A 20220-nucleotide genomic window follows, 5' to 3' on the forward strand; every position below is an offset into this window, starting at 1 on the left:
TTCAAGGCTCAGCTCCCTCCCGCCAGAGTGTTTCGAAGAGCTCTTCGTACTCACACACCAGTTCCCTGCGCCGGATGACCATCATCAGCTCCGCGTTCTTTTCGTAGGCGCTCTTCGTGACGTTCGCAGAGCCGCTGATGACCGTTCGCCCGTCGATTATAAACAATTTCGTGTGGAGTGTGAAGGGCTCAAAGACTCTCACCTGAACGCCAGATTCTGGAAGTTCTTTCAATTTGGAGTTGCTCAGAAACCATCGATCGACGAGCAGTCTGATCCTCACGTTCCTGCTGGACAAAATTTTCAACATGGACCAGACCTTCGGATGTGTCAGCGCGAACATGGCGACATCGAGGGTGCGTTTTGTCTTCGAAAGCTCTTTGAGAAGCAGATCTTCCAGATCGTAATTTTTCAGGATGAAACCATCGCGCTGCAGTTGAAAACGTTTCAGCTCCCCGTTCCAGAGAGATTCGAAAAAATCTGCCAGCACTGTTGCGATCTCGCGATCTTCGAAGTAAAGAACGTCGTTGATGGACTTCTTCAAGCTGTTTTCGGTGAAGTTCGCAGAACCAAGGATAACCTTCGCTTCATCGATGACGATGAATTTCAAATGCAGCAGGGAACTTTCCGCGTCCATCCTGGCCCTTGCCCCATCCGGAACGGTCCCCGTTTCGAAGAGTATCTTCACGTCAACGCCTCGTTTCGTCAGATCGTTCAGAGTCTGCAGGAACTTTCTCTCATCCAGAGAGTAGGTGCACACGTACAGCGTATGTGACGCCTGAGCCACGAGCTCGCAGAGCCAGTCCGTGGACGGCAAAGGAGTGAAGAAGAGTTCAACAGCGAACGATAAGCTCGCGAGAAAACATAGAAGGAGCGTTCTCATGCTCTATATTATAGCTGAGGTGAGAAACGTGCAGATTTTCCAGGTCAATGACACAATTCAGTGCGTCGTCACCGGCCCGATAGGAACGAACAGCTACATCATCTGGACGCATCCTGTGCTCGTGATCGATCCGGGATACGGAACAGGTTCGATCGTTCGGGAACCATGCGTCGTGTTGCTCACCCACGGCCATTTCGACCACGTGTGCGGACTGAAGGAGCTCGAATGCGAGAGGGTGTACGTTTCAGAGCCGGATTCGAAATGGCTTAAAGATCCTCACCTCAACCTTTCCGTGTACTTCGATGAGGATTTCGTGTTCGACTCGCAGGTGGAGCTTTTGAAGGAAGGATCCTTCGAGATCGCGGGACTGAAATTTCAAATCCATCTCACCCCGGGTCACACTCCAGGCTCCATGATGCTGAGAACAGATGGGGTCATCTTCAGCGGTGATACAATCTTTCTGGACAGCGTTGGCAGAACCGATCTTCCCGGTGGCGACGAGAAAACGATGCGAAGAACATTGAGACAGATCAGGGAACTCTTGAAGAATCTTGAACCGAACACGCTGTTGCTACCGGGCCACGGTGAGTTCGGGACTGTGGAAGAAGTCCTGAAACAGAACATCTTTCTCAGGGAGGAAGGGTCGTGAGGAAAATCTCTGTGGCGTTTTTGATCTTGGTCCTTCTCGGTGGATGCACCGTAAGGATCGCAGAAGTTCCACCACAGGTTTACTCGCTCGAGTCCGCGATGCAGGTGCTTCGAGGTAAATACAGGCTGATCCAGCTCGAAACCGTTTCCGGTTACGAAGACATCGAGCTGAAAGGCATGGTTGCAGTTTATGTTGATGCGGAAGGAACGATGTATTTGCTGTACGGCTTCAAAAATTTTGAAATTTCTTTGAGGAGCGTGTGGAAATCCATAGTGAAGAAGTACGGTGTCTGGAATCTGGGAGTTTACATCGATCTTCCCACGGTTGGTTATTACAGCACCAGCAAGAAAGGTAAGTACATCGTCACGTGGTGGAAAGATTCGTGGCTGTTCGTGGTCGAATCGAACCGCAATCCCAAACGTTTCGTTAATGACATCATGGATGCCTTTGCGAGGCTGGGAGGTATGCTGAGATGATCGTGCTCGGTCACAGGGGCTATTCGGCGCAGTATCCTGAGAACACCCTGATAGCCTTCAGAAAGGCGCTCGAACTCGGTGCGGACGGCGTCGAGCTCGATCTGAGGGGAACGAAGGATGGTAAGGTGGTCGTGATTCACGATGAAGATCTGAAGAGGCTCTGCGGTGCGGACGTCAAAGTTTCCGAGGTCAGTTTCGAGGAACTGAGGAATTACAGGGTGCAATCTGAAAGCATACCGAGCTTCGAAGAGGTGCTTTCCATACTGGGTCCGGACCATGTTTTGAACGCGGAGATAAAAGAAGCCCGCGTTGCCGAGAAGGCGCTCCAGCTCATCGACGAATTTGGACTGACCAGGAACACCGTCGTTTCATCCTTCGACCACCAGCTCATAGCATCCCTGATGAAGAAGAGGCCGGACGTGAAATTCGGTTTTCTCGTTGGCGAGGAGTTGAAGAACGATCCGATCGGCCTCATCGAAAGATTGCTGCAACACAAACCCTACTCGATGCACCTGCCACACCAGCTGTTCGACTATCCCATCGTTGCTGAAAAGATAGTGAAGCTCGTGAGGAACGCCGGATCGAAGATTTACGTTTGGACTTTGGACGATCCCGACAAATACGAACGCATCAAGCAACATCTCGACTGCGTCATAACGAACCAGGTTGAACTGTTCGTGAGGTTGAAGAAGGGCGCATGAACGAGAGAAAAAACATGTGTCGTCAATTGATCGACGAGCCACTGAAGCTGCACACGAGTTTCAAGATAGGCGGTCCGGCGAAGCTGTTCCTCGTTCCAGAAACAGTCGAGCAACTCGTGTGCGCTGTGAGATCGTTTCCAAGCGCAAAGCTTCTGGGCAAGGGCACCAACGTGCTCGCACCGGACGAAGGTGTCGACGTGGTGATAAGCACGCTGGGTCTGGACGGTTTCTACTTCGATGGGAATTTCCTGATCAGCGAAGCCGGTGCCTTGCTCAACAGACTGTGCGTTGAAGCGGCGCAGCGCGGACTTTCTGGACTCGAATTCGCTTACGGGATACCTGGCACGGTGGGCGGAGCGGTTTTCATGAACGCGGGCGCGTACGGAGGTCAGATGGCAGACGTGGTGGAATGGGTGGAGTACTTCGATGGAGAATCCGTGAAGATCTCGAACAGGGACGAACTCGAGTTTTCCTACAGAGACAGCGTTTTCAAGAGAAAAAACTGGGTGATACTGCGCGTCTGTTTGAGACTGGTCGAATCGGAGAGTGAAAAGGTCCGCTCGAAGATGGAAGAGATGATGAGAAGAAGGATGGAAACACAGCCTCTCGATGTGCCGAGTGCGGGCAGTTTCTTCAAACGGCCGCGGCCCGATTTCTACGTGGGAAAAGCCATAGAACAGCTCGGACTGAAAGGTTTCAGGGTGGGGGACGCCCAGGTTTCGGTCAAACACGCAGGTTTCATAGTCAACGTTGGTTCCGCCACAGCGAAGGACGTGCTCACGCTTGCGCAGATTGTGAAGAACATGGTTGAGAAGCACTTCAACGTGGTTCTCGAACCCGAAGTCGACATATGGTAGGTGCTGGGTGTGAAGATGCGTCTTGAGAAATTCTTTCTGGTTTTGCTCACCGTCTTTGCCCTCCTCTTTCTGTTGAGTTTTCAGGCGTTCGTATCGATGAGGACTCAGTTGAAGAGGAATGAAAGGATCATTGAAGCGTACAAACTGTACGTGAACGAAGATTACGACAGGTTCGAACAGTACGTCAAAGTACACGGTTTGAAAGAACTGGAAAGCTTGAACAGCACGTTGAAAGAGAAAGTCTTCGAGAAATATTACAGTCTGGGTGTTGTGAAACTGAACCTCGGAGATTTTTCAACCGCGTACGAGTATTTCAAGAAGGCTTTCGAACAGCTCCCGGAGGGCGATGAAAGGAGAGCCGAGCTCGTCTACCTCATGGGACAGAGTCTGGCGAAGGCTGGTCGCAGCTTGGAAGCCAAGCTTCAGCTGAACATGGTTTTGCAAATGCCAGATTCGCTGTACAGATCTCAGGCGATCAGGCTTCTGATAGATCTCTACAGACAAACGGGCGAGAAAGAGAAAGCGGACGAACTCGAAAAAACTTACAGGGAGGTCCTGAGGCGATGAAACAGCTCTTCGGAACCGATGGACTGAGAGGTATTTACGGGGACGATCTGACGGACGAGCTTGCCTACAAACTCGGCCTGGCGCTCGGAGAACTCTACGGTTCGTCCCTCTTCGTGATCGGACACGACACGAGGGAGTCCGCCGGGGCACTTCAACAGGCCCTGGTGAAAGGATTGTCGCGGAAGGGTGCGAAGGTGAAGCTCGCCGGCGTTCTACCAACCCCTGCGGTGGCGATGATCAGCAAACTCTTGGACTGTTTTGGAATCGTGATCTCTGCTTCTCACAATCCGTACCAGTACAACGGGATAAAGGTGCTCAGGTCTGGCTTCAAGCTCCCGGACGAGGAAGAGAGGAGGATCGAATCGCTCATGCAGAACGTCTCGGCAGGTGTGGAAGAAGGATCCGTTGAGACAGATCCGAGCCTTCGAGAGATCTATCTGAAAACGATCCTCGAATCCTTCAAGAAGCTCGATCTTTCCGGTCTCAGGGTGGCCGTGGATCTGGCGAACGGGGCAGCGATCACCACGACACCAGAGGTTCTGAAGGCCCTCGGTGCCAGCGTGACGTGCTTCTCGTACGAACCGGATGGAAAGAACATAAACGAAAACTGCGGTTCTCAGCATCCGCAGTTCCTCGCGGGGCAGATGGAAGGTTTCGACATCGGTGTGCTGCACGATGGCGATGCGGACAGATGCATTCTGCTCAGTCGAAAGGGTGAAGAGATCCACGGAGACAAGATCATGGGGGTTCTCGCGGTCCAGCTGAAGAGCGAAGGAAGACTCCGCAACGACACCGTCGTGGCGACAATAATGAGTAACAAAGCTTTAGAGGATTATTTACTCAACAGGGGTATAAAACTTGCGAGGGTGAAGGTGGGGGACAAGTACGTGCTCGAAGGCATGCTGCAGCTTGACGCAACGCTCGGTGGGGAAAGGTCGGGTCACATAATATTTCTGGACAGATCGACGACGGGAGACGGCCTCATAACGGCACTGGAGTTTTTGAGGTTGATGGTTCTGACCGGCAGAACGGCGGACGATCTTTCCAAAGAGGTGCAGGATTATCCTCAGGTCCTGATCAACGTACCCGTCACGAACAGATCCGTGGCTGAGCATCCTTTGTTGAAGAAAGAGCTGGAAAAATACGACGAGCGTTTCAGAATCGTTGTCAGGGCTTCCGGTACGGAGAGGCTGGTGCGCGTGATGGTCGAGGGGAAGGATGAAGCTGATGTCAGGAGGATCGCCGAGGAGCTGAGCGAACTGGTGCGCGAGCTGGATCGGGGGTGACAGAACAGATGCGGCTGGCGATCTGCGTGGGTTCTTCGAGTGTGTCCACCTTCACAGAACAGGGACCCGCGTGGATTCCACACAACGGTGACCCCATAGGTACCGTTGAGAGAATCCTTCAAGATTCACCCGAAGAACTCGAACTCGTCTTCACCGGAAGGAAACTGAGAAGGATCTTCAAAGCTCCGAACATCCCGGAGTCTCTCGCCGTGCAGTACGCGTACAGAAAGCTGAAAGAGAAGTACGGCCCGTGTGACGGCATCGTGAGCGCCGGTGGGGAAAACTTCGTGCTGTACCAGCTCGACTCTAACGGCGAGGTCAGCGCGATACACGTCGGCAGCAAGTGTGCCTCCGGTACCGGAGAGTTCTTTCTGCAACAGCTCAAGAGGATGGGACTGGATCTTTCGTCCATAGATTCGGTGAACGTGGATGGCTTTTACAGACTCTCTTCGCGGTGCACGGTTTTCTGCAAGAGTGACTGCACGCACGCGCTGAACAAAGGCATTCCCAAAGACCTCGTTCTCAGTGGACTCGGAAAGGTCATGGCGGACAAGATCTTGCAGCTTTCGAGCAACGCGAACGTGAAGAGGGTGCTTTTGATAGGTGGCACCACGAGGAACAAACTCATGCTGAGACATCTCGACGGTCGCATAGAGTTCGTCGTGCCCGAAGAGGCAACTTACTTCGAGGCTCTCGGTGCCTATCTGTGGTTGCTGGAAAATCCTTCTGGGAAGGTCAAGAAATACCACGTGATACCCAGAGAGATACCTTCCGCCTTTCTCAGACTGCCTCCCCTCTCGAACTATCTGTCCATGGTGGAGTTCAAGCACATGGAGAGGGGAAAGGCTGAGCCGAACGACGCGTGCGTACTCGGTGTGGATGTGGGTTCGACCACGACCAAGGCCGTGCTGGTGAGGATCAAGGACAAGAAGATACTCGCCAGCAGTTATCTCAGAACGCTCGGTGATCCCATAGGTGCCGCGAAGAAGTGTTACAGCGAAATTCTCTCACAGCTCGACGTGCCTGTGAAGATCGTCGCGGTGGGCGTGACGGGTTCCGGAAGGAAGATCGTGGGACTGCACGCACAGACCAAATCGATCCACAACGAGATCATGGCGCACGCGAAGGCTGCGGCGTATTTCGATCCCGAGGTCGACACGATCTTCGAGATCGGCGGTCAGGACGCCAAATACACCTATCTGAACGAAGGTGTACCCTACGACTACGCCATGAACGAGGCGTGTTCCGCAGGGACGGGGTCTTTCCTGGAAGAAGCGGCGCGAGAGTCTTTGAACATAGATTACAGACAGATCGCAGATTACGCCCTCAAGGCGAAAAACCCACCGAACTTCAGCGACCAGTGTGCGGCGTTCATAAACAGCGACATAAAGACCGCGATACAGGAAGGCATATCCGCCGAGGACATATGCGCTGGGTTGGTCTACTCTGTCTGCATGAACTATCTGAACAGGGTGAAGGGTAACAGGCCCGTCGGGAACAAGGTTTTCGCGCAGGGAGGTACCTGTTACAACAGGGCCGTACCGCTCGCGATGGCGGCACTCACGGGTAAGAAGATCGTCGTGCCACCGGAACCGGGTCTCATGGGCGCCTACGGGATCGCGCTCATGGCACTCGAAGACATGGAAAAGGGTGTGATAGAAAAAGGTTCTTACGATCTTCAGGAACTCGCGAACCGCGAGGTGAAGTATCTGAAACCTTTCGTCTGCACGGGTGGAAGGACCGGTTGCGACAGGAAGTGTACCATCAGCGTGATAGAGGTCAACGGCAAAAGGATACCCTACGGAGGGGCGTGCAACCGTTACGAAGCGTTCAGGGAACACAGTTTCGATGCCTCAGAGTACGATTTCGTCGCGAGAAGAGAGAAGATGGTTTTCGAACTGAAGCAAAACGGTGGCGGAAAGAAGGTCGGAGTGAGCAAATCCTTCGCGATGAACGTCTTCTTCCCATTCTTCTCGACACTTTTCATAAAGCTCGGCTTCGAGGTCGTCCTTCCGGACGAACCTGATGAAAGTGGGAAAGATCGCATGGGATCAGAGTTCTGTTTTCCCGTCGAGCTTTCCCACGGTTTCGTGCTGAACCTTTTGAAGAAAAACGTTGATTATGTCTTCATTCCGAGGATTCGAGGGGCCAGACCGGCCGGTTCAGAAAAGAACGGCGTCTACTGTCCTTTCGTTCAGAGCGAGGCAGACTGGCTGAGGGCCGATATCTCTGAACTCGAGAAGGTTCAGCTCCTTTCCTGCAGCATCGATTTCAACGATCCTGAAGAACTCGTCTTCGAAAACATCTTCCGGATGTTCAAACCCCTCGGCTTCGACAGAGAAAGGGTCAGAGCAGCTTTCGAAGAAGCGAAGAAAGCGCAGAGGACCTTCGAAGAGGGCGTGAAGAGGCTCGGTGAAGAATTTCTGAAGAAAGTAGAAGAAGCCGGTATGGGTATCGTCATCTTCGGGAGGGCGTACAACGCTTTCCAGTCCCACGCGAACCTCGGAGTTCCGAGGAAGATCGCCAGTTACGGCTATCCCGTGGCGAGTTTCGACGTTCTTCCGTTCGAACCGCTGCCCGGTTACGAGAGGATGTACTGGACCTGGGGAGAGATGATGCTGAAGGCCGCGAGGTACGTGAAAGACCATCCCAAGCTGTATCCTGTTTTCATAACGAATTTCAGCTGCGGCCCTGACTCGTTCATCCTCTCTTACTTCAAAGCGGTCATGGGTGAAAAACCGGCGCTCGTTCTGGAACTGGACAGCCACACCGCTGACGCCGGTCTGGAAACCCGTATAGAAGCGTTCTTGGACATCATCAAATGCAGGAGAGAAAAGAAAAAGCAACCCTCGCCTTCCAAACCTCTCGAAGTTCAGATCGACAAATCCGGCGTCTTCGTCCTCAAAGACGGCGAGAAGATTCCCTGGACCGACCCGAGAGTGAGACTCGTCTTCCCGACGATGGGCGCGTTCGGAGCCAGGTGCCTGGCGGCGGCGATCTCTCGCTTCGGGGTTCGAACGCACGTGTGCCCCGCTCCCGGGGAGATCGAGTTCAGACTGGGCAGGGGCAACTCTCTCTCCAAGGAATGCCTGCCTTTGCACCTGACGCTCGGCTCGCTCATAAGATACCTTCAGGAAAGGCCCGAAGGTGAGATCACCCTGTACTTCATGCCGACCACGTCGGGCCCGTGCAGGTTCGGCCAGTACAGCATTTACATGAAGTTGTGGCTCGAACAGAACGCGGTGAAGGATGTCGGCCTGGTCTCGCTGAACTCTGAGAACGCGTACGGAGGCCTGGGAGTAAGCTTCACCCTGCGTGCGTGGCTGGCCGTGCTGGTTTCGGATCTGTACTCCAACGTGGAGAAATCTCTCAGAGCCCTCATGAAAGACCAGACGCTTGTAGAATCCTTGATCGAGAAGCATCAGGAAATGATCCTGGAAAGTTTGAGGAAGGATTCTCTGTCTGGTTTCTTCACAACGGTGAAAAAGGTGTGTCAGGAGCTCGAATCTCTGAAACTGCACGAAGCGTACATGAAATCACCCAAGGTGATGATGACGGGAGAAATATACGTGCGCTGGGACGAATTCAGCAGGAAGAAGATGGAAGATCTGTTCGCGAGGGAAGGCATCGTGCTGCACATCTCACCGATACACGAATGGCTCTACTACACCTATTACATCTTCATCGAAAGATTGGTGAGCAAGGATTCGACGCGTTTCCAGAGGATGAAAAAGTGGCTGGAAATGCAGGTGCTCCGGTACTTCGAGTGGAGGATCAAGCGTTTGTTCGCGCGGACTGGCCTGTGCGACGCGCGCATGCTCGACGTCTCACACGTGGTGGAAACGGCAAAGCCTTATCTTTCACCGAACCTGACTGGGGAAGCCATTCTGACGATCGGAAGCACGCTCGCCGAGATAGGCGAATTCTACGACGGAGTGATAGCGGTCGGGCCGTTCGCGTGCATGCCGAGCCGCATAGCGGAATCCATACTCAAGAAGGCCATCGAAGATAAAAAGAGAAAACTTGGAAAGTCGTTGCCGTTCATCTCGATCGAGCTGGATGGTAATCCGTTCACGCCATCGATAGAGGCCAGGTTGGACGCGTTCATCGCCCAGATCAAACAGCTCAGGAAGGGAAGTGAAGCTCTTGCCGGTGATCTTTCTCGCCGGTGATGCGAGAGTTTTGAAGGACGAATACGTGGAAAATTTCTGTCAAAAAAGACGGCTCAAAAGGATCAAGGTGAACGCAGAGGAAAAGGATGGGGCGTTCAATCTGCTCTCGCAGGCAGGTCTTTTCTTCGACGAGGTGCTCCTGGACGTGGTCGATTTCGACGAATGGAAAAAGGACGATCAGAAAAAACTTTTGGAGATGGCCGAACCTTCAAGGATCAGCGTGATCGTCAGAACCGAAGAGGGTGTGAAGGCTAAGGAAGTCGTGCAGCTGTCGCTACCAAAACCGTGGGAACAGGAAAAGTGGATCGATTACGTTTCAGAAAGGCTCAGAAAGCACAAAATATCTGCTTCGCAGAAGATAGCTGAATTGATCTTCGAAAGGGTCGGACCGAACGACGAACTTTTAGAAAGAGAGATCGAAAAACTCGCCTGCGTGACGGATCGACCGACCGAAGAGACCATCCAGCAGGTGATTTCTCAATACGTCAGAAGCGACATAGACGAATTCTGTTTCAGAGTTTCGATGGGCGATTTCGAAAAGGCACACGTGCTGCTGGGATCGATCCTGAAAACCACCGAGCCCATCGTCGTGGTCGCGTCCCTCGCCAGACACTTCCTCGATCTCTACAAGATCGTGCTCTTCGTCGAGAAGAGAGAAAATTACCCCTGGCCCGTGATAAAAGAAGTCTCTGAAAAACTCGGTGTGGGACTCGGAAAGACGGCCAGGTTTCTGGGTTTCTCTTTCAAGGGTGCCGGCAAGTCCGTGAACCACGTGAGCCTGTACGACGCCGAAAAGCTGGAAAAGATCCTTGAAAGACTGTACTGGCTCGATCTCGCAGTGAAGAGCTCTCCCACTCCCAATTTAGCGATCCACAGTTTCCTCGATCAGGTTCGAAAGATCATGGGTGAAAAACCGTGAGGTTGATCTTCAGACAGACGAAGTTCAACCGTTACAGCGTCGTGGCGTTGCTGAGCGCGGTGGTGAGCAGACTCGACTCCGTCGAAATCGTCATCGCCAGAAGACTTGAGGACATCTTATCTTACCCCACCGACAGCTTCGTGGCGTACTCCTTCATGAGCTTCGACCTCGGACAGGTTCAGGAAGAAGTGAAGTTGCTCAAGTCGAAAGGTTACACTCTGCTGGCCGGTGGGCCCCACCCGACGGCGCGGCCTGAGGAATGCCTCGCGATGGGGTTCGATCACGTTTTCATCGGTGATGGGGAGGAGAACCTGATCGAGTTTTTGAAGGGCGAAAGGCGATCCATCTTCGATGGGGTGAGCAGGAGAGTCGATCTCAACGACTATCCTCCCTTCTGCGTGGAACTTTCACAGTTCATGCCGATCGAGATCACGAGGGGCTGCCCGTTCGGCTGTGCGTACTGTCAGACATCGTCGATCGCTGGAAAGATCGTTCGACACAGGAGCGTTGAACAGATCGTTCATTACTGCCAGCTCGGTCTGAAAAAGCACAAGTACGTCGCGAGATTCATAGCGCCGAACGCCTTCGGTTACGGCTCGAAGGATGGTGTTACACCGAACGTGGACGCCATAGAATCGTTGCTTTTCAATCTCCGGAAAATAGGCATGAGAGAGATCTACTTCGGAACCTTCCCCTCGGACGTGAGACCAGAATCTGTGAACGACGAGGTCCTGAGCGTGGTCAAAAAGTACGTGAACAACAGAAGCATTATCGTGGGCGCTCAGAGTGGCAGTGAAAGGGTCCTCAAAATTTTGAGAAGGAATCACAGCACAGAGGACGTTCTGAAGGCCGTGGACACGATAAAGCGTCACGGGTTCGTACCGCACGTGGACTTCATTTTCGGTTTTCCTTTCGAAACCCAAGAGGACCAGCACGAGACCCTGCAGTTCGTTGAGAAACTGGTTGAAATGGGTTGCAAGATACACGCACACAGCTTCTTGCCACTGCCCGGAACGAGTTTGGAAAGAGCGGGAAGCGCACGCTTGCCGCACTGGCTCAAAAAGAGGCTGTCTCAACTTTCCGCGCAGGGAAAGCTCGACGGGTACTGGCAGAAGCAGGAACACATGTCCTGGGAACTCCACTCGCAGACACGCTGATACGCTCATTTGTGTTATAGCTTTCGTGAAATTGTGTTAAAGTAACGAGGCGGAGACTGTGCTAAAATGTTCGCACGGAGGGAACTACGTTGCCTGAGAAGTTCTGTTCTTTCTGCGGAAGGCCCGCGAGTCAGGTTGGAAAGTTAATAGCTGGTCCGAGCGCATACATATGCGACGAGTGTGTCGAGCTCTTCCACGATCTTTTGACGACGGACAAGCGAGTGAAGAGAGAGCGCAGGAAGCCTCTCCCAAAACCGGCTGAGATAAAGGCCGAGCTCGACAAGTACGTGATCGGACAAGAGAGGGCCAAGAGGATCATCTCCGTGGCGGTCTACAACCACTACAAGAGGGTCTTCTACGGCGGCAGTTTCGACGACGTCGAGATGGAAAAGTCCAACATCATGATGATCGGGCCGACGGGAAGCGGGAAGACGTTGATCGCGCGCGTGCTGGCCAAGATACTGGACGTGCCGTTCGCCATAGCGGACGCCACACCGCTCACGGAAGCGGGTTACGTGGGAGAGGATGTGGAGAACGTCGTGCTCCGCTTGCTGGAAGTTGCCAACTTCGATATAGAGAGAGCCCAGTACGGGATCATCTACATAGATGAGATAGACAAGATCGCCAGGAAGTCTCCGAACCCGTCGATAACGAGAGACGTTTCGGGTGAAGGTGTGCAGCAAGGTTTGCTGAAGATCGTCGAGGGTACGATCGCGAACGTACCGCCTCAGGGTGGGAGGAAACATCCCTACCAGGAATTCATCAAGGTTGACACGACGAACATACTGTTCATCGTCGGTGGTGCCTTCGACGGGCTGGAGGAGATCATCAAGAGAAGGATCCAGAGTTCATCGATGGGCTTTGGGGCAGACGTGAAGAGCAAGAAACAGATGAGACTGGGTGAGATCCTCGCGCAGGTCACACCGGACGATTTAGTCCAGTACGGCATGATCCCCGAGTTCGTTGGTCGATTCCCCGTGATCGCGACGCTGGACGATCTCACGGAGGAGGATCTGGTCAGGATACTCAACGAACCGAAGAACGCCTTGATAAAGCAGTACAAAAAACTGTTCGAGCTCGACAACGTACAGCTCGAGATAGAACCGGACGCTCTGGTCGCGATCGCCAGAAAGGCGTTGAAGCGCGGAACGGGTGCTCGTGCCTTGAGAAGCGTCTTCGAAGAGGTCATGATGGATGCGATGTTCGAGTTACCTTCCTCGCACAACGTTGAGAAAGTGATCATCACCGCTGCGGCAGTTGAAGGCAAAGAGAAACCGAGGCTCGTGATGCGAGAGATCGCGTGATGAAAGTCCTTGGAATAGAAACTTCCTGCGACGAAACCTCGGTCGCGATAGTCGACGAAGAGAGAATACTCTCCAACGTCGTTTCGTCACAGGTGAAGGTCCACGAACCTTTCGGTGGTGTCGTTCCGGAGGTCGCAGCGAGGCACCATTTGAAGAACCTCCCGCAGATCTTCCGAAAAGCCGTCGAGGACGCGAGAATAGACTTGAGAGACGTAGACGTTGTTGCCGTCACGCACGGGCCAGGTCTCATCGGTGCGCTGATGGTCGGAGTCTCGTTCGCGAAAGGCTTGAGCCTCGCGCTCAAAAAACCGCTCGTCGGTGTGAACCACCTTCTGGGCCACGTCTACGCGGTCAAGTTGAACTTTCCACAGCTTGAACCACCTTACCTCGCCCTGCTCGTGAGTGGTGGACACACAGAACTACTTCTGTTCAAAGAGGATCCGACCCAGGCAGAAGTCGTTGGAAGAACCGTCGACGATGCGGCCGGTGAAGCCTTCGACAAGGTCGCACGCCTGCTCGGGCTCGGTTATCCCGGCGGACCTGCGATAGAGAGAGCGGCCAGGTCTGGAGATCCCCACAGGTATCACTTTCCAAGGGCGATGCTCGAAAGGGGCAATCTGAACTTCAGCTTTTCCGGTCTGAAGACGGCGGTTCTTTATCTGGTCAGAAGTGAACCGGATGCGAACAGATCGGACGTGGCGGCTTCTTTTCAGGAAGCCGTGGTGGACGTACTGGTCTGGAAGACGATGCACGCCGCAGAATTGATGGGAATGAAAAAAGTGCTTCTGGTCGGCGGCGTCGCGGCAAATTCACGGTTGAGAGAGAAGCTCGCAGAGGAATGCTCAAAGAGGAACCTGGAACTTTACGTTCCACCCGTGGAGCTGTGCATGGACAACGCAGCCATGATCGCGCGGGCAGGTTTGGACCTCGCGCGCAGGGGAAAGTTCTCTGACCTCAGCTTGAACGCTGTCCCGTACCTCTCTTTTTGAGCAGTTTCTGCCTCACCTTTGTCGCCTTCTCCGCAAGGATCAGCACGTGACCACTGTCGATGTAAATCGCGCTTCTTGCTTGTGCACCGTAGGTGAGGTTCACCATTTTGTTTGAAAAACTTGCAGTGTCCCTGAGCTGTTTCGCCATCGTGTTGTTCACCGGGACTACGGCTTTGATCCTGTCCGCGTTGACGAACACACCTTTCACGATCTGTACAAGCATGGTGCTCACATCCTCAGAACCAGTCTCTCATGGAGAAGATCATGGGTTCTCCCTGAGGGTTCAGAAGCTTGTGGTTCACGACCAGACCATTGTAGATCACGTGATCGCCGCTTTCGAGCTTACCGACCAGCTCGCATTCGAAGTAGGCTATCACACCTTCAACGATGGGCAGTTTGAGCTTCTCGCTCTCGAACCAGCGAACCTTGGAAAACTTGTCCACGTTCCTGCTCGAATAATAACCGAACAGTTCACCTATCTCTTTCTGTTTTTTGTCCAGGACCTGAACAGCGAACTTCTTGCTCTTCTCTATGACCTCCGCCGTTTTTCGTGTCGGTCCGAGCGCGACGGCCAGCATGGCGGGCTTGAAGGAAGATTGCATCAACCATGCTGCCGCGAGGCCAGCCTTCTCATCTTCAATGCAGCTCGAAACTATGTAAACCCCCTGAACCAAACAGTCGAACGCGCTCTTGAACATCGTCCCTCACCCCGTCATGCAAGCCTTCGAGAAAATTATACCCTCTTTTCACGAGAGAAACGATAATGTTCCCTCAGCTCTTCGTTGAACGGCAGGTTCAGTATCGCGTCGATGACCGCGACGACTTGCTCGTAAGATTTCGTCCTGGGATCTCTGAGGAGGATCTCTTCGAGCACTCTGACATCTCTTGAAAAGAACGCCTCCAGGTTCCACTCCATCCTCAGTATCCTGGGCCAGAGGTAGAACTTCTTGATCCTGTCGGTCAAATCGGGCTCGATCTTCTCCCTGTGTACACCGCTTTTGTCCACCCACACGGGCAGTTCCATGACGAGATCGTCCGGAAAGTCCTTCAGAGCCCCCTGGTTCTCGACGTTCAAGAAGAGTCTCACCCGTTTATCGTTCGCGATGGCGTTGATGAACGGAACGTGCTGTTCTCCGCTCATCCGACCCTTTCTGAAGATCTCGGGAAACTCTTCCGTCAGCTTCACGTTCTCGTGGAGCTGGACGCGTTGAGCGAGCTCTATCAGTCTCTTTCTCGCCATTCTGAGCATCTCATGAAGTTTCGGCCTCTCCACCTCGTTGTCTATTCCTCCAAATTCACCGAACCACTTTTTCTTCGTTTCAAGATCGTAGTGATACTTCCACGTTCCGTTGCGCACAGTATCGCCTATCGGAAGCATGCCGTAGAATCTGTACATGTCCATCGCGGCGGGAGACATCTGGATGTCCCACGGACTTCTCGATTTCCAGTTTGCAAGCTCTTTCTCTATCCATTCGTCCAGGAGTGGGTAAGCGTCCTTTCCTTTGTATCTGAACCTGTTCAACCAGATGCCGTGGTTCACCCCCGCCACCTGCCAGTCCACATCCTTCGGATCGAGCTTCAACCGCTCAAAGACTTCATAAACTCCAGCAACTCCGTGACAGAAACCGATGATCTTGGCCTTGCTGACCCTCTTGACCGCCTGAGTGATCTCGAAAACGGGATTCGCTGTTTGAAGCAGATAAGCGTCTGGAGCCAGTCTTTCCATTCTCCTTGCGATCTCGAGCGCCAGTTTCACATCGGGATACGATGCCAGAACGTAGCTGTACGTCGAGACCATGCTCAATTCCTGGCTGTCTATGCCCCTGTAATAACCGTACTTCTCTGCGAGCTCCGTGACGCTGTCCCACCTCTGAAATCCATCTTCGTGATACCTTTGATCGTAAGGGTACGCCGTGTTTATGATGAAATCGGCTCCTTCGATGGCTTCGTCGAGCTGTGAGGTTTTCACAATCTTCACCGGCGAGCCGAGTTCCTGAACGTACTTCTGGGCGAGCACGTGGGAAGCGTTCAATCTTTCTTCGTTGATGTCCATCAGGTAGATGAAGGTGTCTGATTTTGAGAGCTCTTCCGTCTGCGCCACGTCACCGATGATCTGCTGGGCGAACCTCACGCTTCCCGCACCTATCATCGCGATCTTCACGGTGATCACTCCTTTTGAAATCAGAAACGTTTCAGCTCGAAAGTTCTGTTCGTCAGATCGACATCGAGCCTGACGTTACCCATCTTCGTGTTGAAAGATTCGATACTGTAGGCCGGTTCTTCGTCGAAGATGTTGGACACTTTCACTTTTCCACCGAGCAGCTGGAGAGTGGTTTGCAGAATCTCGTTCGAAGAATCTTCGTAGAGTGAAAGATCGTCGCTCAAAATTATCATGTTGTCCAGAACGCCACAGGTGTACGCGTAGAGCTTTCTTTCGTTCTCACTCAGCTCGGTTTTCTGCGTTCTCAAGAGTAAACAATCTGGATCGTTCTGCCAGAGTCTTCTGTTCATGAAAGATCTCGTGATGGCGTTTCTGAGCGCCCATTTCGCCGCCGGAATGCCCCGATCCGCCAATCGCTCTCCCCAGTAAGGCGCGGTGTCCGGTCCTATCCTCATGCCATCGACGAGTCCGACCGCCGGAATGAGTGGAGAACCGCAACCCAGAACGAAGCCATCCTTCACAGCTTCGCGTACGATCTTCAAACCTTCCCTCAGGGCCTGGATCGGGCTGATGGATCTCTGTCTTTCTCCAGGAAGGGCTCCCGCGAAGAGAAAATCGATCTTGAAATAGGAGAAACCCATTCGGCGGAGCGAGCTGAACAGTTCGTACAGCCACTGTTTCACATCTTCCCTGCTCAGATCCAGCGCGTAGATGTTCTTCTTCCAGTTCCTGTAAGCGAGCTTCGGTTTTCCGTTTTCTTTCACCACCCAGTCTGGATGCCGCGCGAACAGCTTCGAAGTTTCAGAGACGCTGAACGGCGCGGTCCATATGCCTGGTTCAAAACCACTTTGAAGGATCGTTCTGGCCATCTCATCCAGGTTTGGAAAGCCATCCTTGCTGTCCAGCCAGTCGCCGATGTCCGCTTCGTAGCCATCGTCGATCTGGAAGATCTTTATGGGATATCTTTTCGCAAGGTCTAAATTCTTCAACACGTCCGGCCAGGTCAGATCCAGAAAATAGTGATACCAGCTGCACCATCCGACGAAGCGGTCTTTCTTGAACTGCGCGTTGTTTTCCTGCGCGACGAGTTCTGCGTACTCTGTTAACAGATCGTAGTCGTCAGAATTTTCTATGAAGACGAAGCTTTCGAGCGGGACGTAGTCTTCGAAATCTGTGTCGAAATATTCCAGGTACGCCACAAGCTCATTCTTCTCGAACGTGAAGAAAGGATGTGCGAACTTCGAAGTGAGGAAACCGTACAGTCTCCCGTGTCCCGCGACGAAGTAATCGCTTACGAGCCTGCTCGCGAGCAACTCGGGAACAGGAGACGCTGAGTACTGCCAGTCCCTGTCCGGGCTGATGGGCTGAAACTCTTCCGTATCGATCGGTTTGCACGGCCCCCAGGATTGCCAGTTGTTCACGAAGGCTTTCTTGAAAGATTCTGTTCTGAAGATCTCTATCCTTCCAACCTTTCCTTTGATCTTTCCTTTCAGCATCCAGCCGAAGCTGGTCTTCACAAGCTCTGCCTTCACACAGTACTCGTTCGTTTCTACCGTGAACTCCCCTTCTTTCAAACTCCTTCCCATCACCTGCATGGTTCTTCCCTCCTCAGTCCGAATCCGAATTCTCTTTCACGAACTCAACTATCTCCTGTACGTAACCGAAGGCGACGGCCACGTAAGTGTCTGCCGCCCCGTAATAGATGGCGATCCTGCCGGTCTTTCCGTCACACAGCGCGGCACACGGAAAGACCACGTTCGGTACGAAACCGCACACCTCGTACTCTTCCTCGGGCGTGAGCAGGTAGTACTTGCTCCTGTGCAGCACTTTCGACGGATCCTCGAGATCCAGCAGGGCGGCACCGAAGCTGTAGACGTACCCGTTGCACGTCAGTGTCACGCCGTGGTATATCAAAAGCCATCCTTCGCTCGTTTCTATGGGTGCTGGTCCGGCGCCGATCTTCAGATTCTCCCACCAGTTCTTGCTGCTCCTTCCCATCACCCATCTGTGGTTGCCCCAGTGGATCATGTCGAAGCTCTCGCTCAGGAAGATGTCTCCGAAGGGCGTATGGCCCATGTCACTGGGCCTGTTGAGCATGACGTACTTACCGTTGATCTTCCTCGGGAACAGCACACCGTTCCTGTTGCACGGAACGAAGGCGTTCGGCAGCCTGATGAAGTGTTTGAAATCCTTCGTCACGCCGACACCTATGGTTGGACCATGATCGTCGGTGCAGAAGGTTATGTAGTAACTGTCCTCTATCCTGACCACCCTCGGATCGTAGGCGTAGCCAACTGGAAACGGATTGCCGTATTGATCGAACCACTGGATGGGTTCTTCCTCTATCTGCCAGTTTATTCCGTCTTTGCTGTGTCCAACGTGCAGGAAGGGTCTGGTGTTTTTGTGGTCCACTCTGAACACGCCGACAAAACCGTTTGAAAACGGTACGACTGCAGAGTTGAAAACGCGCGCACCTTTCTTGATGGGATTCCGTTTCGTGATGGGATTCTTGCTGTAACGCCACAGCACCCCATCGTGGCCCTTCGGTCTGTCCTCCCACGGCATGTTGGAAAGTTCTTCACAGTAGATTTTCAAAACGGTCCCCCCTATCAATATCTGACTTTCAAAAGCTCGGCGGGCTGACCACCCAGATACCTATCGCCGTGACGTTCCCAACGTTTCTCCACCTGTGTGGCACAGTGGAAGGATAGGTTATGCTGTCACCTTCGTTCAGGACGACTTTCCTGTCCCCAAGAGTTATTTCGACACTGCCCTGAACGATGATACCGGATTCGATCCCTTCGTGCGCGTAAAAGGAGTCGCCACTGTCACAACCCGGTTCAAGATAAGATATGAACATTGAGTAAGCCTTGTTCTTCGTCGAGATGAGTTCGTACGTCAAACCAGGGCACACGATCACCTTGCGCCGTTCGTTTTTCCTCACCACACCTTTGAGCGCCTGCTCGCCTATCTCTTGTTCGACGAGCGAGATGATCGTCTCACCGAGGGCGGACAGGATTCTCTTGAGCGTGCTCAAAGATGGCGATACTTTTCCATGTTCTATCTGGCTGATCAGGCCGGGAGTGACACCCGCAAGCTTCGCGAGTTCCCTCACCGTCATGTGTTTGGCCTGCCTGAGGGTTCTTATCTTCTGACCTATGTTGTCGAGTTCACCATCCATTTCGTTCATCCCCCAGTCACGAGGTGAGTGAAGTCACCGTACAGTCTCACCAGTTTTTCGAACTCGGCTTCATCGTAAAACCTGATCTGCCTGCGGCCGAAGTATTTGGCAACCTCCACACAGAACCTCGCCGCAAGTTCAATATCGACCTCGTGCGATGCCCCGGTCGCACAGCCAGCCACAGGAACTTCAGTCGTTATGGCCACTCCAACGACCGGGACGTTAGGAACAACGGTGCAGGGCTGCATGATGCTGTTTATGTGATACACCCCGTTGTCGTAGGGCGTTATGTCCTGCATCGTTATCGGTAGCACGAAGGGCACAGTGCCACACACGTTTTCATAGATGTTCAACAGATCTTCCGACACCTTGAGTATATATCCCTTGACGACCGTTGGCGAAATCGCAAAGCCTCTCTTTTTCACAATTCTGTTGCCCTTCGTGGTATCGATGGAAAGAACCGCATCAACGTGTCTGTTGAGCATCAGCTGCAACACTTCTCTCACACCGATCGGTGAATCCATGAACGGTACTGGTTTGTGCTCTTTGGTTGGAGCGTTTGGGCAAACGTGCGTCGCCACGAACACCGTACCTGCAAGCTCTTCTCCTTTCTGCCTCATCTGTGCCAGTTTCAGCGCACACGCGAGCGCGGCAACAGCACCATCCGCATCGCTCACCAGTCCGATCATTTCTGGCCTGGCTCCCACTCCTCCCAGCTGGCCAACTATGCCCAGAACGGGCGCCGAGCCATCGTCACCGTGGATCGTTATTCTGACGACGTCTGTCTTGCCGCGGGGTGTTGTCACAGTTTCGAACTCGGCGTGCACGCCTTCAAAACCGTTGAAAAGCTCACAGACTCTTTGACCGTTCGCATTAGGATCATCCAGAACCTCGATCGCAGTCATTACCTGCGATAGCATG

19 protein-coding genes are annotated in these 20220 nt (G+C 53.1%); 11 read left to right on the top strand and 8 right to left on the bottom strand.

Annotated features, from left to right (window positions below; genetic code table 11):
- Position 1: 1 nt before the first annotated feature.
- Positions 2-880 carry a phospholipase D-like domain-containing protein gene (locus tag TSP01S_RS02410; RefSeq protein ID WP_041076158.1) on the bottom strand — a complete coding sequence of 293 codons (879 nt, stop codon included), beginning with the start codon at positions 878-880 and terminating at the stop codon, positions 2-4.
- Between TSP01S_RS02410 and TSP01S_RS02415 the strand changes: the two genes are divergently transcribed.
- The 11 genes from TSP01S_RS02415 to tsaD all read left to right on the top strand — a co-directional run bounded on the left by TSP01S_RS02415 (position 879) and on the right by tsaD (position 13957).
- Positions 879-1529 (top strand): MBL fold metallo-hydrolase, encoded by a 651-nt coding sequence (locus TSP01S_RS02415; protein WP_231848592.1) that lies wholly within the window; start codon positions 879-881, stop codon positions 1527-1529. The two genes, TSP01S_RS02410 and TSP01S_RS02415, sit on opposite strands and share 2 nt — an antisense overlap.
- On the top strand, positions 1526-2005 hold the full coding sequence (locus TSP01S_RS02420; protein ID WP_041076160.1) for a DUF3242 domain-containing protein: 480 nt from the start codon (positions 1526-1528) through the stop codon (positions 2003-2005). Before TSP01S_RS02415 ends, TSP01S_RS02420 begins: the two co-directional genes overlap by 4 nt.
- Complete coding sequence (locus tag TSP01S_RS02425) at positions 2002-2706, top strand: glycerophosphodiester phosphodiesterase family protein (protein ID WP_041076162.1); 705 nt, start codon at positions 2002-2004, stop codon at positions 2704-2706. The genes TSP01S_RS02420 and TSP01S_RS02425 overlap by 4 nt, the downstream gene beginning before the upstream one ends.
- Positions 2703-3563: a UDP-N-acetylmuramate dehydrogenase gene (murB, locus tag TSP01S_RS02430; protein ID WP_041076164.1), complete on the top strand. Its 861-nt coding sequence runs from the start codon at positions 2703-2705 to the stop codon at positions 3561-3563. The genes TSP01S_RS02425 and murB overlap by 4 nt, the downstream gene beginning before the upstream one ends.
- A 9-nt stretch (positions 3564-3572) precedes the next feature.
- Complete coding sequence (locus tag TSP01S_RS10040; protein WP_052463463.1) at positions 3573-4130, top strand: tetratricopeptide repeat protein; 558 nt, start codon at positions 3573-3575, stop codon at positions 4128-4130.
- Complete coding sequence (locus tag TSP01S_RS02440; protein WP_041076166.1) at positions 4127-5416, top strand: phosphoglucosamine mutase; 1290 nt, start codon at positions 4127-4129, stop codon at positions 5414-5416. Before TSP01S_RS10040 ends, TSP01S_RS02440 begins: the two co-directional genes overlap by 4 nt.
- Positions 5417-5424: 8 nt before the next feature.
- Complete coding sequence (locus TSP01S_RS02445; protein ID WP_041076168.1) at positions 5425-9588, top strand: acyl-CoA dehydratase activase; 4164 nt, start codon at positions 5425-5427, stop codon at positions 9586-9588.
- Positions 9569-10507: a DNA polymerase III subunit delta gene (gene holA / locus TSP01S_RS02450; RefSeq protein ID WP_408033236.1), complete on the top strand. Its 939-nt coding sequence runs from the start codon at positions 9569-9571 to the stop codon at positions 10505-10507. The genes TSP01S_RS02445 and holA overlap by 20 nt, the downstream gene beginning before the upstream one ends.
- Positions 10504-11664, top strand: coding sequence for a TIGR04013 family B12-binding domain/radical SAM domain-containing protein (locus TSP01S_RS02455; RefSeq protein WP_041076172.1), 1161 nt, complete (start codon positions 10504-10506; stop codon positions 11662-11664). The genes holA and TSP01S_RS02455 overlap by 4 nt, the downstream gene beginning before the upstream one ends.
- A gap of 89 nt (positions 11665-11753) precedes the next feature.
- Positions 11754-12968: an ATP-dependent Clp protease ATP-binding subunit ClpX gene (clpX, locus tag TSP01S_RS02460; protein ID WP_041076174.1), complete on the top strand. Its 1215-nt coding sequence runs from the start codon at positions 11754-11756 to the stop codon at positions 12966-12968.
- Positions 12968-13957, top strand: coding sequence for a tRNA (adenosine(37)-N6)-threonylcarbamoyltransferase complex transferase subunit TsaD (gene tsaD, locus TSP01S_RS02465; protein WP_041076176.1), 990 nt, complete (start codon positions 12968-12970; stop codon positions 13955-13957). The genes clpX and tsaD overlap by 1 nt, the downstream gene beginning before the upstream one ends.
- Here the strand turns inward: tsaD and TSP01S_RS02470 are convergent.
- From TSP01S_RS02470 to TSP01S_RS02500, 7 genes are read right to left on the bottom strand one after another with little or no spacing between them, the layout of a single operon-like run.
- On the bottom strand, positions 13923-14180 hold the full coding sequence (locus TSP01S_RS02470) for a DUF370 domain-containing protein (protein WP_041076178.1): 258 nt from the start codon (positions 14178-14180) through the stop codon (positions 13923-13925). The genes tsaD and TSP01S_RS02470 overlap by 35 nt on opposite strands.
- Positions 14181-14193: 13 nt before the next feature.
- Entirely contained in the window at positions 14194-14655 is a 462-nt protein-coding gene (locus TSP01S_RS02475) for a flavin reductase family protein (RefSeq protein WP_052463464.1), read from the bottom strand.
- Between the two features lie 35 nt (positions 14656-14690).
- Complete coding sequence (aglA, locus tag TSP01S_RS02480; RefSeq protein WP_041076180.1) at positions 14691-16118, bottom strand: alpha-glucosidase AglA; 1428 nt, start codon at positions 16116-16118, stop codon at positions 14691-14693.
- 20 nt (positions 16119-16138) lie between these two features.
- Positions 16139-17713 carry a glycoside hydrolase family 36 protein gene (locus TSP01S_RS02485; protein ID WP_041076182.1) on the bottom strand — a complete coding sequence of 525 codons (1575 nt, stop codon included), beginning with the start codon at positions 17711-17713 and terminating at the stop codon, positions 16139-16141.
- A gap of 13 nt (positions 17714-17726) precedes the next feature.
- Positions 17727-18683 (bottom strand): glycoside hydrolase family 130 protein, encoded by a 957-nt coding sequence (locus TSP01S_RS02490; protein WP_193789247.1) that lies wholly within the window; start codon positions 18681-18683, stop codon positions 17727-17729.
- A gap of 58 nt (positions 18684-18741) precedes the next feature.
- A complete protein-coding gene (locus tag TSP01S_RS02495; RefSeq protein ID WP_041078339.1) occupies positions 18742-19299 on the bottom strand; it encodes a cupin domain-containing protein in 558 nt (185 codons plus the stop codon).
- A 5-nt stretch (positions 19300-19304) separates the two neighbouring features.
- Positions 19305-20219: a DUF1177 domain-containing protein gene (locus TSP01S_RS02500; protein WP_041076186.1), complete on the bottom strand. Its 915-nt coding sequence runs from the start codon at positions 20217-20219 to the stop codon at positions 19305-19307.
- Between the last annotated feature and the right edge of the window lies 1 nt (position 20220).

Source organism: Thermotoga caldifontis AZM44c09, assembly GCF_000828655.1.
GTDB classification, from domain to species: Bacteria; Thermotogota; Thermotogae; order Thermotogales; family DSM-5069; genus Pseudothermotoga_A; species Pseudothermotoga_A caldifontis.